The sequence below is a fragment of the Acetatifactor aquisgranensis genome, assembly GCF_943193215.1.
Taxonomy (GTDB): Bacteria; Bacillota; Clostridia; order Lachnospirales; family Lachnospiraceae; genus Acetatifactor; species Acetatifactor aquisgranensis.
Genome location: NZ_CALPDH010000027.1, coordinates 18,310 through 35,352, shown reverse-complemented (window position 1 = coordinate 35,352; position 17,043 = coordinate 18,310). Strand labels below are relative to the sequence as shown.

At 53.7% G+C, this 17,043-nt stretch carries 14 protein-coding genes; 1 reads left to right on the top strand and 13 read right to left on the bottom strand.

Translation table 11 applies throughout. The features are described from left to right. Positions 1-6: 6 nt before the first annotated feature. From NFS35_RS20605 to NFS35_RS20545, 13 genes are all read right to left on the bottom strand, one after another. Positions 7-384, bottom strand: coding sequence for a hypothetical protein (locus NFS35_RS20605; protein WP_251208964.1), 378 nt, complete (start codon positions 382-384; stop codon positions 7-9). A gap of 111 nt (positions 385-495) precedes the next feature. Then, positions 496-1,704, bottom strand: coding sequence for an AfsR/SARP family transcriptional regulator (locus NFS35_RS20600; RefSeq protein ID WP_251208963.1), 1,209 nt, complete (start codon positions 1,702-1,704; stop codon positions 496-498). A gap of 17 nt (positions 1,705-1,721) precedes the next feature. After that, positions 1,722-2,552 carry an AP2 domain-containing protein gene (locus tag NFS35_RS20595; protein ID WP_251208962.1) on the bottom strand — a complete coding sequence of 277 codons (831 nt, stop codon included), beginning with the start codon at positions 2,550-2,552 and terminating at the stop codon, positions 1,722-1,724. A 257-nt stretch (positions 2,553-2,809) separates the two neighbouring features. Then, a complete protein-coding gene (locus NFS35_RS20590) occupies positions 2,810-3,943 on the bottom strand; it encodes a tyrosine-type recombinase/integrase (protein ID WP_251208961.1) in 1,134 nt (377 codons plus the stop codon). 268 nt (positions 3,944-4,211) lie between these two features. Beyond that, a complete protein-coding gene (locus NFS35_RS20585; RefSeq protein WP_251208960.1) occupies positions 4,212-6,659 on the bottom strand; it encodes a Tex family protein in 2,448 nt (815 codons plus the stop codon). A gap of 87 nt (positions 6,660-6,746) precedes the next feature. Continuing rightward, positions 6,747-7,004, bottom strand: coding sequence for a helix-turn-helix transcriptional regulator (locus NFS35_RS20580; protein WP_251208959.1), 258 nt, complete (start codon positions 7,002-7,004; stop codon positions 6,747-6,749). A 113-nt stretch (positions 7,005-7,117) separates the two neighbouring features. Further along, positions 7,118-8,470 carry a sensor histidine kinase gene (locus tag NFS35_RS20575; protein ID WP_251208958.1) on the bottom strand — a complete coding sequence of 451 codons (1,353 nt, stop codon included), beginning with the start codon at positions 8,468-8,470 and terminating at the stop codon, positions 7,118-7,120. A gap of 6 nt (positions 8,471-8,476) precedes the next feature. Next, positions 8,477-9,367, bottom strand: a complete 891-nt coding sequence (locus NFS35_RS20570; protein ID WP_251208957.1) for a carbohydrate ABC transporter permease — start codon at positions 9,365-9,367, stop codon at positions 8,477-8,479. A gap of 63 nt (positions 9,368-9,430) precedes the next feature. After that, on the bottom strand, positions 9,431-10,387 hold the full coding sequence (locus NFS35_RS20565) for an ABC transporter permease (RefSeq protein ID WP_251208956.1): 957 nt from the start codon (positions 10,385-10,387) through the stop codon (positions 9,431-9,433). A 100-nt stretch (positions 10,388-10,487) separates the two neighbouring features. Beyond that, on the bottom strand, positions 10,488-12,110 hold the full coding sequence (locus NFS35_RS20560) for an ABC transporter substrate-binding protein (RefSeq protein WP_251208955.1): 1,623 nt from the start codon (positions 12,108-12,110) through the stop codon (positions 10,488-10,490). Positions 12,111-12,223: 113 nt separating this feature from the next. Next, complete coding sequence (locus NFS35_RS20555) at positions 12,224-14,146, bottom strand: hypothetical protein (RefSeq protein WP_251208954.1); 1,923 nt, start codon at positions 14,144-14,146, stop codon at positions 12,224-12,226. A gap of 13 nt (positions 14,147-14,159) precedes the next feature. Beyond that, positions 14,160-15,044 (bottom strand): hypothetical protein, encoded by an 885-nt coding sequence (locus tag NFS35_RS20550; RefSeq protein WP_251208953.1) that lies wholly within the window; start codon positions 15,042-15,044, stop codon positions 14,160-14,162. Between the two features lie 13 nt (positions 15,045-15,057). Then, positions 15,058-16,377 carry a GH39 family glycosyl hydrolase gene (locus NFS35_RS20545; protein WP_251208952.1) on the bottom strand — a complete coding sequence of 440 codons (1,320 nt, stop codon included), beginning with the start codon at positions 16,375-16,377 and terminating at the stop codon, positions 15,058-15,060. Between the two features lie 211 nt (positions 16,378-16,588). Between NFS35_RS20545 and NFS35_RS20540 the strand changes: the two genes are divergently transcribed. Beyond that, positions 16,589-17,032 (top strand): hypothetical protein, encoded by a 444-nt coding sequence (locus tag NFS35_RS20540; RefSeq protein WP_251208951.1) that lies wholly within the window; start codon positions 16,589-16,591, stop codon positions 17,030-17,032. The last annotated feature ends 11 nt before the right edge of the window (positions 17,033-17,043 follow it).

Here is a 17,043-nt window from a genome sequence, read left to right as displayed (position 1 = left end):
TCCCTTTCATTCTCCCAGAATCTCATCAATCAGCTGCATCAGCTCTATGCAGCTGTGGAATACGGTTTCTTTCGCTTTATCCTGCCAGACCAGTCTCCCCTGCCAGGTATAATGCTCCCGGAAGAGTATCTGTACCCTGAAGACAGCGATGCTCTCCAGGCAGTCACAGTCCCGATGCACCAGGGGCAGCGGGCTGCCCAGAGAGTCCTCCAAATCCAGCAGGCTGTTCAGGAGCAGCACTATCTGCGACAGGCTGCATACCTTTTCTCTTTTATCCAGCCTTGGATGCTGCAGGTAGCCCTCTATTATGCCATTGTGGTAGGACAGTACTGTCACTACCGCCTCCCGGCTCTGGCAGGGAAGCATCTTATTACTAAGCTTCATATCGCAGCCACCTCTTCCTTTCCCTCATATGGCCACTATAAAAGCCTGAGGTTATCTGCCGGTTATTTCTTCCAAATCTCCGACAGCGATTTCCAGGGGACTCCTTTTTTATCACTGCTTTTTGCTCCTCCATTTCGCAGACACGGACCGCAGAGCGAATATCTTGTAAGAGATGTTCGCTCTGGAATGAGTATAGGTCTTATGGAACATGCGATCCATCCTGCTGACAGCAGCCTGAGCGTTCTCCACGCTGGCCCCGGTCAGCAGGAGGATATAGGATGCCGCGTCCAGTCTGGCCACCGGGTCTGCCGTCCGCAGCCCCTCCAGAAAGACGCGCTCCAGGCGCCTGGCATCCGTGGCAGGCACCGCTCCACTGTCCAGTCGGACAATCACAATGGAGGACTCGCTTCCGGAACGCGCCAAATGCCGCCGTTCCAGGGCCACGATGCTGCGGAATACGGAGAATGTGCAGAGGAACGCGCTGCCTTCCTCCTCCCCGCCCTCCGTCACGAGAGCCAGGATATCGCGGTCGTGCATGCGGTTCTGGCACATGCCTTTGGCCAGCAGATAGGCCTGCTCCACCTGTTCCGCAGGCTCCACTCCGAGTTCCTCCCACAGGGTCTTGCGGAAATCCTCATAAACCTCCAGTGCCCTCTCCGGATGCCCCATGGAAATCAAGGCCTGCATCTGACAGACCATAAAGATGTCCTCACTGAAATCCTCCTCGGCGGCCTGCTCGCAAATGCCTATCATCTCCGTCCAGCGCTGCTTTTTCTGGAGCAGCGGCAGCAAAAGCTTGCAGGCGTCCAAATACAGTATCTGGTAATAGCGCCGCAGAGGGACTGTCCAGTCATCATCGTTGCCAGACAGAAATCCTCCCCTGTACAGGGACATGGCTTTCAGGAGCGTCTCCATATACTCTTCTCCCGATAGCCCTCTTGCCTTTTGGCAAAGCTGCGAGAACTCCTCCACATCCAACCGCAGACCGGCAGCCGAGTTCCAGGTATAGCAGCCCTGTCTCGTCACGAGAAGGTTCTCCTGTCCCGGACATATCTCCTTCAACAGGCTCCTGATTTTGAATATCATGTTCTTCAGGGAATTAGCCGGATTGCTGCTGTTTTCTGTCCAGAACTGCCGGATGAGCTCGTCGGAGGAAATGTGCCTTGTGTGGTTCACAATCAGATACTGCAGAAAGGACAGCACTTTTCTGCCGGTTCTGCCGATAAGTGCGCTGTTTTTGGCTCGCGCCTCTTCCGTACTGCCGCAGGAGAACGTCCCAAGCAGCTCAAATTTTATCACATGTTCGTCTTCTTTATCCATGTGCAAATATGCTCCTTTCAAACAGTCGTTCCAGTCCTGCTCTTTTCTACTTGTTCCAGAAATTCGTCATATATTCGTTCGCCCTCGCGCCTGGCCCTTACTGCATCCTCCAGGCACACAAAAGAGCCCAGGTACTTCGTCCTGCCCTGGAACGTAATCTGGGCCACCCACAGGTTTCTCCTCTTGTCATAGTACACGCCGTTGTATCCGCTGGTGTTGGATTTGAGCAGCCGTCCGCTCTTCACGGCCTGCAGCATGGTGAGGGAAGTCCCCTCCATCAGTTTCAGGTTGTCCCGGTAGGTAGCGGCCTGAAGACAGCCACAGCTTCTGGTCTTGCCCGTCTGGAGCAGGCTCTGCCCTACTACGGTCTCTTTCCCGCAGTCGCAGGCACATCTCCATCTGTGCATCCCTTTTTCCTTGCCTGCATATTCCACCACGGTCAGTTTCCCGAAGCGCTTTCCCTGAAAATCCTTCAGAGGCGGATGGGCCAGGCAGCCGCAGCTTTTCCGGCAGCCTCCGGTCAGCCTGCCAAGCTCCGCAGTCACCTCGTTGCCGCAGTCGCAGCGGCACAGCCAGACAGTGTCCCCATTGCCGCCCCGCCTCTTGGTGGGCCGCAGGGCCACCAGCTTCCCGAATCGCAGTCCCGATATGTCACGCTGCCCGGGACGCACCACCGTACTGCAGCCGCAGTCCCGCACTGTGCCCCGCTGCAGGCAGCGGGTGTCCAGCGCAATCTCCCCGCCGCAGTCGCAGCGGCATTTCCAGACGGTATATCCGGCCTTTTTCTCCGCTGTGGGCTCTTCCACAGTCAGCCTGCCCACCCTGTATCCTATCTGAATCGCACTCAAAAAATATCCCCTCTTTTCGCATCCTCCACATCACACAGCGTCCTTTTCCCATTTTGGAGACAAAAAAATCCCACCAAAATGACGCAAATGACCCCGCTCTGCGACATTGTAGGAGGGAAAGTGATGAAATAGCTTACAGACCTGGCCCGGGAAAACTGTTGTCCCCGAATCGACTGCGGAAACGACTGCCTCCCTGACTGCCGGTCAGTCAGTCTGGCATTGCTTTTTCATTGACCAAATCAGTCAGTATATGCTGTCTACAGGGAAATCATGGGCTTGAGCCGGCTCATATTCTCGCGCTTCAGGTCGAGATCGGGATGGACGTAGAGGTTCATGGTGATTCCGATGTTGGAATGTCCCAGAATATCGCTCAGGGTCTTGACATCGAAGCCCGCCTCCACGCAGCGCGTGGCAAAGGTGTGCCGCAGAGTATGGAAATGGGCCTCCGGGATGCCGCATTCCTCCAGATACCGCTTCAGACGCCGCTGAAGCTTTCTGGGATCCATACACCTGGCCGTCCCGGTCAGGAGAAATGCCTCGGGATCCTCCGGCCGGAACCGTTCGCACAGGGCGGCAATGTCCGGCATCAGGGGGATGACGCGCAGAGAGCTCTCGCTTTTCGGGGGGCCCACCACCAGCGCGGTTCTGAATCCGTCTTTCCGGAAAGTCTCGGAATCCGTCTGCTTCTGCGGGAGCCGCAGAACAGTCTGGCAGACGGAGATGGCAGCGGATTCAAAGGAGATGTCCCTCCACCGCAGGGCACAGACCTCCCCGATCCGCATACCTGTGCGCAGCGCCAGATAGACTCCGAACTTGCAGGAGTCCATTTCCTGTGCCAGGAGCATCGCCAGCATGGCCTCCTCCTTTTTGTCCAGCACCCGCGCATTTTTTCTGCTTTCTTTCGGATACGCGATTTCCAGCTCCGGCAGGTTCTCCCCTGACTGCTTTCTCATATAGGAAAGGACAGAGCGGAGCAGGGTCAATATGCTGCGGACTGTCTTGGGCGACAGCCCTTTCCCGTTCAACAGCATCCTGGTGAATCCTTCGATTTCTTCCGGCCGCACTTCGCAGGGCAGCTTGCCTTCAAAATAGGGCTTGATGTGATTCTCCATGTCCATGCGGTATTTCGCGGCGCTGGAGGGCTTCAGCCGGGCACTGTTGGCGGACAGCCAGCTGTCGCAGAAGCAGGCCACATCCGGACTCTGGCTGTGGTCCGGCCTTTTTGCCGATGCCATCTCTTCCCTTGCCCTGTCTGCCTTTCCCTTGGCTTCCTCATATGTCCTGCCGTAGCAGAAGCCATAGACCGGCTTTCCGTCCGCCCGTCTCCCCTTGATATACCGGGCCTCATACCGCCCGTCCTTTCTGCGGAACACATTTTCTCCTCTTGCCATGATACAGGCACCTCCTCTTTCGATTGGGCCATGCTCAGCCCTGTCTAAAGTGTACAAAATGGTCAAGTGTTTTGACTAGTATATTTAAAGAAAAGAGAGGCTAATTCAGAACATAATCGTCACTTGACAGGGGAAGATGAATATGCTAACGTAAAGACATGAAAATGTCGCGGAGCGGGGTCCTCTGCGACATTTTCCATTCGTCAAAAAAAGCCCTCGGGCAATCCCGCCCAAGGGCTTTTCGCTGTCATGTCTGTCAAAAAACTACCTATCCCTGTTTCTCCTGATTGACTTTCATAGTCAAACTGATGCGTTTCCTGGCCTGGTCCACCTCCAGCACCTGCACCTCCACGATATCGCCCACGCTGACCGCCTCTAAAGGATGCTTGATGAAGCGGTTGGTAATCTGGGAGATGTGCACCAGTCCGTCCTGATGGACGCCTATGTCCACGAATACGCCGAAGTCGATGACATTGCGCACCGTCCCTTTGAGAATCATGCCCGGCTTCAAGTCCTTCATATCCAGCACATCACTGCGCAGGATAGGCTTGGGCATATCGTCCCTGGGATCGCGGGCGGGCTTCTCCAGCTCTTTCAGGATATCCGTCAGCGTAATCTCGCCGATGCCCAGTTCTTCGGCCATCTGCTTCTTGTCGCGGATGCGCCTGGCCAGATTGGAACCGGCTTCCGCACCGGCCGCTTTCTGTCCGGACTGTGCCGCGCCCTGTTTCCTGCCCGCTTCCGTGTCGGAGCCTGCCGCCTGCGGAACCGCACCGCCCATGGCAGCCGCCAATGCCCTGCCCATGGCGGTATTGGTGTTGGAGATGCGGATATTCCCTTTCTGCTTCTTCTGACCGGCAGCCCCTGTCTGTGCAGCCTTTCCGGAGGTCTTCCCCTCCGCCGCAGCCTTGTTCCCGTCCGGGGAAGCGGCGTTCCCTCGCTCAGCCGCTTTCTTCTGCATCTGCCGGACATCCTCCATGGTCAGCCCCAGCTTGTCCAGGAGCTTCTTCGTGGCCTCATAGGACTCCGGGTGGACGCTGGTGGCATCCAGCGGATTGTCGCCGTCCAGGATGCGCATGAATCCCGCGCACTGCTCAAAGGCTTTCGGCCCCAGCTTGGCCACTTTCAGGAGCTGCCTCCTGTTGGTGAAACGCCCGTTGGATTCCCGATAGTCTACGATATTCCGCGCAATTGTCTTGTTGATTCCGGATATATATTCCAGCAGAGAGGCGGAAGCCGTATTCAAGTCCACCCCTACCTTATTCACGCTGTCCTCCACCACGCCGCTCAGGGCATCGCTGAGCTTTTTCTGATTCATATCATGCTGGTATTGCCCCACGCCGATGGATTTGGGATCGATTTTTACCAGCTCCGCCAGAGGATCCTGGAGCCTGCGGGCGATGGATGCCGCGCTTCTCTGGCCCACGTCAAAGTTCGGGAATTCCTCTGTGGCCAGCTTGCTGGCGGAATACACGCTGGCGCCGGCTTCGTTTACGATGACATACTGCACCGGCCGATCCAGCTCTTTCAGCAAATCCACGATAATCTGCTCGGATTCCCTGGAAGCCGTGCCGTTGCCCACGGATATCAGGTCCACATGGTACCTGGCAATCAGCTTCTTCAGCTCCCGCTTGGACTCCTCCACCTTATTCTGGGGAGCGGTGGGATATATCACTTTCGTATCCAGCACCTTGCCGGTGGGATCCACCACCGCCAGCTTACAGCCGGTGCGGAAAGCGGGATCCCAGCCCAGCACCACCTTTCCTGCGACAGGTGGCTGCAGGAGCAGCTGCTCCAGATTCTTGCCGAACACAGCAATGGCGCCGTCCTCTGCCTTTTCGGTCAGGTCATTACGGATCTCCCGCTCGATGGCGGGAGCGATCAGCCGCTCATAGCTGTCTTCAATGACTTCCGTGAGCAACGGAGAGGTGTATGGATTCTCCGAAGTGATGGTCTGCTTTGCCAGATACCGCAGAATGCGCTCTTCGGGCGCATTGACTTTCACAGTCAATACCTTTTCCGCCTCTCCGCGGTTCAGCGCCAGCACTCTGTGACCGGCCATTTTCCGCACAGGCTCCTCGAAATCGTAGTACATCTCGTATACGCTTGCGGCTTTCTCGTCCTTGGCGGAACTTACGACGACGCCTTCCTCCACGGTGGTCTCCCGGATATAGCTGCGGTAGTCCGCATTGTCGGAAATGGCCTCCGCGATGATGTCCTTTGCGCCCTGGATGGCCTCCTGGACTGTCTTTACGCGCTTTTCTTCCTCCGCGTCCTCCCCGGTGACATATTTTGCGGCTTCTTTCTCTACAGGCTCCGCTGCCTGCTGGGCCAGTATGTAGTCCGCCAGCCCGTCCAGTCCCTTGGCCTTGGCCACGCTGGCTCTTGTCTTCCTCTTGGGACGGTAGGGGCGGTAGAGGTCTTCCACCACTACCAGAGTCTGGGCCGCCAGAATCTTCTCCCGCAGCTCCTCCGTCAGCTTCCCCTGCTCTTCGATGCTGCCTATGACCTGCTCTTTCTTCTCCTCCAGATTGCGCAGATAGGTAAGCCTCTCGTCCAGGCTGCGGAGCTGCTCATCGTTCAGGGAGCCTGTGGCCTCTTTCCTGTATCGGGAAATAAAGGGGATGGTGCAGCCCTCGTCTATGAGCTTCACCGCGGCCTCCACCTGCCACTTCTCCACCTTCAGTTCTTCTTTGATTGTCTGAAAAATATCCATTGCGAACCTTGCCTTTCTTTCACTCGTTTCCAACAGCCACTTTATTATACTGGAAATAAAGGGAAACTGCAAGAGCGGCGCAGCAACTTACAGATACTTTTCCATATACTGCAGAACCGATATCTTATAGGTTTTCCGGAACATATTGTAAAAATTGGTGTAATGGGCATAGCCCACCATTTCAGACACCTCATTGGCCGTGTACTTCCCCTCTTTCAACAGGATCGCCGCCATTTTCATGCGCTCATTGATGATAAACTGGCTGATGGAGATGCTTTTGGCTTTCCGGAAAATCCGGTTCAGATACACCGGATGGAAATGAAAACGATTCGCGATGCTTTCCACGTTCAGTTCAAAATCAGAAAGATTGCGGATGACATACCCCGCAACCTCTTCCGCTATCCGGCCCGGATCCTGCCTTGTTCCCGTGCTTTCGCTGTTTTTCTGCTCTTTTTCCTTCAGAGAATATTTCCCATACTCAATGTAGAGCTTCTCTTCTCCACAAAATTGTGGAGCAGCAGCGGCGGCAGCCGCACAAACCGGATCTCCGGGTCATAGTCATATTCGATTTCGATGCTGTCAGGGAAATTGATCCTTGCCATATCGATATAACTCTCTATCAGCTTCTGTTCCCGCCCGAACAGTTCCAGGTTTCTGCCGCTGCGGAACAGATGGCGGAAATATTCCGACAGATAGAGAATGATGTCCTGAATCGCCCCGTTCTCGTGCCGCTTAGCCAGCGCATACAGCAGCTGGAAGATATTCAGCAGGAAATGCGGGCGTATCTGCAGCTGCAGATTCTCCAGTTCCATCCGCTTCTTTTCCAGCTCTTTTTCGTAACTTTCGATTTTCAGTGTCCGTATATGCTCTGTCATGCGGTTGAACTGCAGAAAGGAATATTCGTATTCCGCAGAAGAGGCTTCTTTCGCGATTCTGTAATCCAGATCCCCCTCCTCCACCTTTTCAAGCGCGGCATTCAGCACATTCAGGGGATCTATGAGCAGACGGTATACCGCCAGATATAGTACGAAAAAGAACGCGGCCATAGTGATGACTGTTCCCGCGATCAGATAGGCATTTGCAGCCAGGATTTTTCCCGTGATTTCACTTTCCTTCAGGTACACATTCACATAGAAGTCCGTGTTTTTGCTTCTTCCGGTCACGCATATCCAGCCCTTGTCTTCTTCTCCCGGGACTTCGGTAAAGGTGATATAGCTGCTTTCATACTGGATATCCTCCTCCATCTGTCCGCGGATCTGATCCAAATCGATCCAGCCTCCATAGATGACCTCTTTCACCTCGGCCCACAGGCACAAAGCTTCCATCTCCCCAATCTGATTCAGATGCCACCCTTTCTCCCACTCCTTTTGGAGATGCCTCTTTTCCGCTTTCGCATCTTCCCCATTCCATATCAGGATATCTTCCCTGTCCCTCACAATGTAGAAATAGGTGTCCATGCCCTCGGTGTAGTCGATCAGCTTCTGAATCTCCCAGTAGAACCGGGTCCGATATAATTTGTAATACTCCTCATCTGATTCTTTCAGCATGGCGACGCCGCTCTCATTCTCGTATTTCATGGTCCGCAGCAGATAGTTGGCTATGGCCATCCGATTGTCCAGAAACGTGATATAGCTTTCAATCACACTGTTTGTCGACTGATCTATGGTCTCCCGCATGCTTTTGATGACATAATTGTTCAATATCACTGCAAGCACATTCACCGGCACCACCAGAAACAGTATCACAAACAGCAGCTTTGTGGTTATTTTGCTTGAGAATTTGCTTAATTTGGTTCCGATATTATCTTTCAATTCTGTTTATTCCTTTACGCCTCCCAGAGTTATCCCTTTCACGAAGTACTTCTGGAAAAAAGGGTACAGAGCCATGACGGGCACCACACCTATGACTGCGATGGCCATGCGGACTGTGTTGCCGGGAAAGAATACCTTTCCCATATTAATCTCAGAAGTGGATTTTTTCAACAGTTCAATATTGGTATTCAGATTGTTCAGGACATTCTGCAGAGTATAGTATTTGCTGCCGTTACGTCCGGTCAGAAAGTAGAAGCCATTGGTCCAGTTGTTCCAGTATCCCAGGCCCACCAGCATGCCGATGGTGGCGATGATAGGCTGGCTCAGGGGCATGACGATTCGGAAGTAAATGCCGAACTCGCTGGCCCCGTCCAATCTGGCAGCCTCTATCAGGCTGTAAGGGATGCTGCTCTTAAAATAATTCCGCACCAGAATGACATTGAATGCCCCCATCAGTCCCGGCACTACCTGGGCCCAGAATGTATCCTTGAGATGATAGAATTTCACAAAACTATAATAATACGAAACCAGTCCGCCGCTGAAAAGCATGGTGAACAGCAATATGAAGCTTATAATCCGCATTCCGGGAATCCCTGTCTGACTGGTGGCATAAGCAAAAAGCGTCGTCATCACAAGGCTCAGAGCCACTCCCACTGCCGTAACCGCCAGCGACATCAGATAGGAACGTCCTATCATTCCCCATTTGACGATAATATATTTATAGGCTTCCAGGCTCCACTCCCCCGGAAAATAGGAATAGCCGTTGGTCACGGCCCACGCTTCCTCCGTAAAGGAAGCGATGAACAGCAGGATAAAGGGCAGAACGGCCAGAAGCGACAGCAGCCCGCACACGAAATGCGCCAGCGTCTGCGTTATGATAAATTCCTTTGTTTTCATCCTTACACACTCCTCCATGCCCGCGCATATGCTCCGCGCAGGTGAATCAATCTTTTGGCGGTTCTAGAACAGCGCGGAATCCGCCTCGTACTTTCTGATGACCGCATTGGTCAAAAGAATCATGACAAAGCCTACCACGGACTGATACACGCTGGCCGCGCTGGACATCCCGTAATCAGCATTCTCCAGCAGCGCCTGGTACACATATACATCCAGTGTTCTGGTCACCGGGTAAAGAATGCCGCTATTCCTCGGCACCTGATAGAAGAGGCCGAAGTCCGAGCGGAAGATGCCTCCGACCGCCAGAATAGACAGCGTAATGATGGTAGGCTTCAGCAAAGGCAAAGTGACATAGCGCACCTGCTTCCATTTGCTGGCGCCGTCAATCCGGGCTGCCTCAAAATAATCGGAGCTGATGCCCACGATGCTGGACAGATAGACGATCATGCTGTATCCGATACCTTTCCACACGTTGAAGAACACCAGCAGGAAAGGCCAGTATTCCGGTTTCTGATACCAGATTACAGCGTCAAAGCCCAGAGGCTTTAAGATGGAATTATTGACCAGTCCGGTATCCGCCGCAAAATAGGCATAGACCAGATAGCTTACAATGACCCAGCTAATCAGATACGGAAGCAGAAGCAGGCTCTGATACAGCTTTTTCATGCGCTGGCTGCATATCTCATTGATCAGGATGGCGACGAAAATCGCAAGCGCCGTTCCCACAATGTGGAAAAGAATATTGTATCCTACGGTATTCCGCAATATTTCCCATCCTACGCTGGAAGAAAAAAGGAATTTGAAATTATCGAATCCGCACCAGGGGCTTCCCAGTATCCCTTTCTGGAAATTCATATCCTTAAAGGCGATCAGGATGCCGAACATGGGGATATAGTTATTCAGGAGCAAATAGAGCAGGCCCGGCAGGACCATGATATAAAAGGGAAGGATTCTCCGCCATCTGTTCCTGCGGCGTTTTCTGCCTCCGGCAGCAGGGACCATCACATTTCGCACAATCACACAACCTCCTGTCATCTTACAGAGGGAGGGATGCCCAAACATTCCTCTTGTCCATAGCATCCCCCCGCAACATGAATTATACTATTTCCTGTACCGCCTTTTAATTCTGCGTTGAAAGCCATTCATCGAACTGACGCTGGTTCTCTTCGATGATCTTGTCGATTCCGGCATCTTTCAGCGCCTGCCTGAATTCCGGCAGAATCACATCCGGATCTACGGTTCCGTAGGCAACGCTCTTCTCATATTGCTCCCTGACCGCGTCCACAGCCGCGATTTCCGAGGATACGCTGTCTTTCACAAAGACATAACCCATTGCGGAAGACCTTCTGCTGTCCGGAATTCCAGCATCGCTTTCCCTGCACTTCTGGTTATAATCAATGTCCAGCGTCTCCCCTACAACCGGCCATGAGAATCTGTCGCCGTATACCCCCATACCCTGATAATATGGAAGCGCGCTTGGATTATCGGAAAGATATTTGATACGGCGCAGTTTCTTGCCATCGATTTCGGTTTCCTCTATCACTTCATAGTCCCGCCCTTCGATACCAAACTGGAGCAGCCATGCCGCTTCGTCATGCTTGTAAATATAATTCAACGCTTCCAGAGCTTTCCGGGGATTCACAGATGTGACAGGAATGCTCCAGAGAATGTTTCCCAGGACATCGCTGGTGATATATTTGGGAATCATATTATAAGTATACGTATTCACCTGGATTGCGGACATGGTTTCGTCATAAGTCGAATTTTGTTCATCCAGCCAGTAAAAGATGCCCAATCCGTCGCCTGCCGGGATATGATCCAGGGCGCTGCTTGTATCGGTGGCCGCATCCTTGGAGATGTATCCTTTCTGCGCCCAGTCGTACATCCGTCTGGCATACTCCTCGTAGGCTTCTGTCTCATAGAGATTTTCTATCGTCGTATTGTCAAATCCGTCACGCAATATGAGGACGCCTGTGGAAGGGCTGCCGCCGCTCAAAAGGTCGAATTCAAAGAAAGAGCGCATGGTCAGATCTTTCAGGCCATTGATTGATGCCGGGTAGAAGCTGTCCCCCTCTCCCGCCTTTACCGTGACCATCATTTCTTCCAGCTCCTCCAGGGAATAGCTCTTTCCCGGTTCTCCGGGGCCATATCCGTACTCTTCCAGCAAATCAGCGTTGGCATAAAAGCCGTATCCATCGCCCAAAAGCCACGCGTTCGGCACACCGTAGAGCAGTCCGTTATAATAGCCGCCCTTTATGCTGTCTCCGCAGTCCTCAATGATGTCCGGGCCGTACTGCTCAATGATATCGTCCATGGGCTGTATGATGCCGTCCTTCACCTTGCCGCCGACGCCTCCGCCCACTGTCAGGCAGATGTCTACCTGGGTTCCGGTGGACACATCCAGCGTGACCTGATTCGCCCAGTCCGCGCAGGGATACAGTGTCACATGGACGCCTATGTCGCTTTCCATCATCGCATTCAGTGCGTCTTCCACTTCCTGTAATCCCTCTGGCGCGTCCCCTGGCCACAGCCATACAATCTCTACCAATTCGCCGTCAGCTGCCGCGCCGGCATCCGGCGTATCGTCTGTTCCCTCGTCCGTGCTGCTGCCTGTCTCCTCCTGCCCGCCGGAATTCCCGCCGGAGGAAGCTCCCTCCTGTGCATCGTTCTGGTTCCCGCATCCGGTGAAGACGGATGCCAAAAGGGCCATTCCTAACAGTACTGCTGTGATTCTTTTTTTCATCCTGTATCCTCCTAATCTGGTTACCTGTTACGAATTTATTTTATTGTTTTCGGGCCAAAGAAGCCATTGTGAATTCAAACCTGAAGCTTACGATTTTGAACCTTTGCCTGTCCCTATGACCTTTTCTCCCCAAAAGGCTCTCCCTCCACTTCAATCATATCCACCGCAAAGGACTGTCCCTCGTACCCTTTCAGCATCACAAGATGACGGTCATCCCCGGGCAGTCCCTGTACTTCGTATACTTTTCCTGAAGGCTCAGCCTGTTCTGCGCATAAGTCTGCCGTTCCATATAAGAATCCGTCCACCCAGATTTCCATATTGCCAAGTTCCGGCGTTTTAGGTGCAAATACCCGAAAACCGTCTCCCCGGATATTCCACTTCGCGCATTGCGCCCCGGAACCGATGTAGCCGCGGCCGGATATGAACCCGGCTCCCCCGGCAGGCTGCCAGGAGCCGTGCTGCATAGCGGCCAGCAGCGCATCCTCCGCGCTGTACCGCAAAGTATAGCGGCAGGGAATCCCCTCCACCTCGAACCGGGAACAGGACAGAACAGAATATTCATGTGCGCACACAGCTAAAGGTCTGCATTCCGCTCCGCTTTCGCCTTCCCATACAGGCTCTCCATTCACTTTGACAGAAAGCCTTTCCCCATAAGACATGACTTCCAGGGCTTTCGGTGTCTCCGGAAGCGTGCCGCAGGAAAATGTCTCTGTTTTCCCCTTTTCGTCCCGGGCAAGAATCCTGTATCCGCCTCTTTCTTCCAGCTCCACGCTGAGAGAGGAGAAAAAAGTCTCCTCAGAGGCCACCGCCATGGATTTATGCCCATCCGGCCCCAGGATTCCGCCAAAGCGCAGGAATATCTCCACTGTCCCTGTGAAAGTCATCTCCATTCTCAGCCGATAGTCACTATAAGCGGCAAGAATCGGGGCAATGGATTTTCCCACATGGCCTGATATGGCAAAGCCGTCTCGGAAAGGCTTGTCCAGCGGCATGGCCGCTACGGACAGCGTCCCATAGTCCCGCTCATCCTTGGAGGCATACATGACTACAAATTTGTCATCTTCTATGAATCCCTGTATGGTCTGTCCCCAGATGCCTGCCCGCTCATCCGACAAGGGTCTGGCATGCCAGATGCTGCCCTCCTGTATCATGCTCCAGGCCGAAGGGTACTCCGCCTGCTCCAGGTCGGCTGCGAATACCACCTGATAATTGCGGTTCCCGGCTACCGAAGTGGCAGGCGCGTACACCTTGCCGTCCCCCGGCGCCATACAGAAGCAGAACTCCATAAGGGCCGGATAATACCCCGGCCTGTCCCCGGAGAGGATGAGCCTGGGCACAGACCATTCTCCCTCCGGATCCAAAGCAGTCCTGCAGGCCAGCGCCCATCCAAAGTAATCTCCCGAATCCTGCAGTACAAAGGCTATCCAATCATGTTTCCGCTTAAACACGGACGAGGCATATCCTCTGTCGAAGCGGCCCAGATGGCGGTTGTCTTTCCCCAGCGTATTGCTCCAGAAAGGCCTCTTCAGCTTATGGAACGGCCCTTCCGGACGCTTTGCCCATGCCAGAGCAGCCCCGCCGTCCTTTCCCAGCCATCCTTCATCCCGGTCGATATATCTGGCTCCCCAGTCATAGGTCAGCCAGTACCGGTCTGTTTCCCTGTCATAATCCATCACCACATCCGGAAAGCACATCTGTGTGCCCTCCAGTCCCGGAAAATGGCAGTCAAAGTCCGGAAAGCCAGGCCCCAGGCACTCCCAGTTCTCTCCCTTGTCCATGGAGCGGTAGGTGACGAAATGGGACTGTACTCCGGGCGCTTTCGGAGACCACATATAGCCATAGGGATACAATCCGGCATAATAGTACCAGAATCCCGTCTTGGGATCCCGGAATATGGAGCCGTTCACCGCCCATTCATAGGGCGCCTCGGATACGTGCACCGTTTCCCCGATTTTCTCAAAGTTGTCAAAGGACGGATCCCCCAATACCGGGTGCCGCAGCCACGCCTCCCGTCTTTCCTTTTTTGCATAATCCATAATGTTTTCCTCCTTAAAATGTATTTATGACAATCAATGCCGCGATGCTGACCACAATGCCAAGGGCGCTCTTCCTGCTGACAGGTTCCCGGTACAGAATCGCCGCCACCAGCGCCGAGATGACAGTGCTGCCTCCGTTCACCAGAGAGAACAGGATGACGGAGGGAACGATTGCGGAAGCCTCCGTGGCCAGATAGTTGATCAGGAACAGCACCGCGGACAATAGGGCGCCGTATATCAGCAGCTGCTTCGGCATGATTTCTTTCAGCCGGCTGCCTGTCCTGCGGATATCGGCAAAGCCGGCCATGCCCAGCAGGAGAAATGCCGTTCCAAATGCCAGAAACGAGAATACGGACACTTCGCCCTCAGGCACAGAAAGCGCATAGAACTTCTGCGTCAGCATGACGATTCCATTGGACAAAAACGCTCCCAGCAGATACAGCAGGCTCTTTGCGGAAAAGCCATTGTAAATCTGTCTGGAACAGCCCACCAGCAGATACGCGGCATAAATCAGGCCTGCCATTCCAAGGCACTGCCAGATGCTCAGCGGTTCGCCAAAAAGGAAAATGCCTGCCACGGAAGGAATCACCAGGCCCGCCGAGCCAAACAGCGTGGCCAGCAGCATCGTGCCGTTCTTCACCGCCATCAGGCTGCACAGAGTGCTGCCAAAAAGGGCGATTCCTCCCACAAAGGAAATTCCGGCCGCCTCCGGGGACAGCAGTCCCCCATGGCCGGCGGGCAGGAGCATGGCTGCCAGCAGCATGCACAGCAAATATTGGTATGCCGTGCTGGTCATCAACTGCGTCCTCCCGTGAATGTCGATGCTCATCCGCTTCGTATAGATGCATTGAACGATTTTGCAAAGCAAAATCACCGTAATAACAGCAGCTCCCCTCATCTTCCTCTCCCTTTCACGCCCTGCGCCAGGGCGCAACTGTAATGCACAGAACCATATCCTTCGACAGCACACCGGGCAGAGGGCATTCCTCCCATGTGCGCTCCTGGTCTGTCACTTTGCATCCTGTCACCCCATAATCCCCCATCTCCAGCACCAGGGGCACATCCTCCCCGGAGATATTGGAAACCATGATGCAGCCCCTTTCCTCTCCCAGCGCGGCCGCCCCATAGACATTCTCCATGTCACAATCCACGGCCACCTGGCTGCCCAAAAGGTACAGCTGGTGGAAACCCTTGAAAGCATAGTAGGCCGGAAAGGGCTGTGCTGTCAGCGGATTGAAGAGCCCGCTGTAGGTTCCGACTCCGAAGCGCGCGTCATAGAACATGGCGCTGTCCAGAGAAGAGTCCTGCATCCCCAGCAGCATGGCCGCAGTCACAGCGGCATGGCGCGCCGTGCCGCGCTGATTCACTTCACAGTTCCACTCATTGCAGATGTGTTCCGTTTCCGGAAAACCGGCTTCATCCAGCCGTCTCCTGGCATATTCCGCATAGAACAGCGTGGCCGGAACATCGTCGTAAGTGTGCCAGGAAAAGAAGTCCAGGGGGCACCGGTTGGCCTTCACATATGCAAGGAAACCTTCGAAGAACTCCAGAAAATATTCTGTCCTGCCGGAAGAGTTTGCCGCTTTCACCGCTTTCCCGCTATCCTTTGCCGCATAAAAGCCGCAGCTGGCGTATCCGCCAATCTTGAAATGAGGGAATCTCTCCTTGAGATACCTGGATGCCACTCCGTACAGCTCATAATATTCTTCTTTCGTGCCCCGCCACATCTGATTTTCCATGATATCTTCATAATTGTCCGGCTCATTCCAGATTTCCCAGTAGCGGATTTTATAATGGAAACCATCCGCCCAGCCCTCGGTATAGTGGCGGATCACCCCTTCGCAGATCTTCGCCCACTTCAGATAATCCTTTGGCGGATGAATCCGATAAGCCCTCAGCAGACAATCATTCTCAATGGAAACGCCCAGACGGAAGAAAGGCTCCGTCCCGCTTTTCACCAGTTCGGAAATCAGCAAATCCGTAAACGCAAAATCATAAGACTCCGGATTCTCCGGATCCGCGTCGAAATCCCGGAACAGATTCGGAATATCCACGTATCGGCCGCCGCCAAGGAACCCGTCCACATCGTGCAGTCGCGAAAACGGGATGCCCGCTTCTGTCAGATAATGTAACATCCCGAAATCCGTTCCGTAAAAAGGCGGCTGCCCCACACCATGCACCGGCTTTATGCTTCCCTTTTTCCTCCCAAAATCAACTTTCAGCTTTGCCATATCTCATCTCTCCTCAGTAAATACAGAATCTGTCATTCTCACAACCTGATTTTATATCTTCTCCGCCCCGGGCGCCATCATCAAACCAAACCTGGAGGTTATGATTTTAAACTTCCCTTTTTTGCAAAAAATGGTGGAAAAAGAAAGGCATTGTGTTATAATAAAACTATTGATGCGGCATTCGCAAAGGCCGTGGAAAGGAATCTGATTCATGGACAACAACTGGAACGGAAACAATGGACAGCAGGACAGATGGAACAGCAATGCTTCCAACAGCAGCTACTACAACCAGCCTACCCACAGACCCTATGGGCAGACTTTCTCCATCGCGTCCGCCATATGCGGCCTTCTGGCCATGACTACCAGCTGTACGATTATTTTGTCCCTGCCGCTGGGGGCTCTGGGCATCCTCTTTGCCGTCCTGGCCCACCGCACGAAAAAGAAGATGAACACCACGTGCGTCACCGGCATTGCCCTCTCCTGTGTGGGGCTGGTCTCTGCGGTGTCGATGATTGTCTATTCTTTCGTCATGCTGCCCAGCCTTATGGAGAACGAAGCCTTCCGGAATCAGGTCAACGCTGTGTCGCAGCAGCTGTACGGCATGGACTTCGATGTATTTATGGAAGAAACTTACGGTTATTCCTTTGATGATTGACAGGAGGAGGT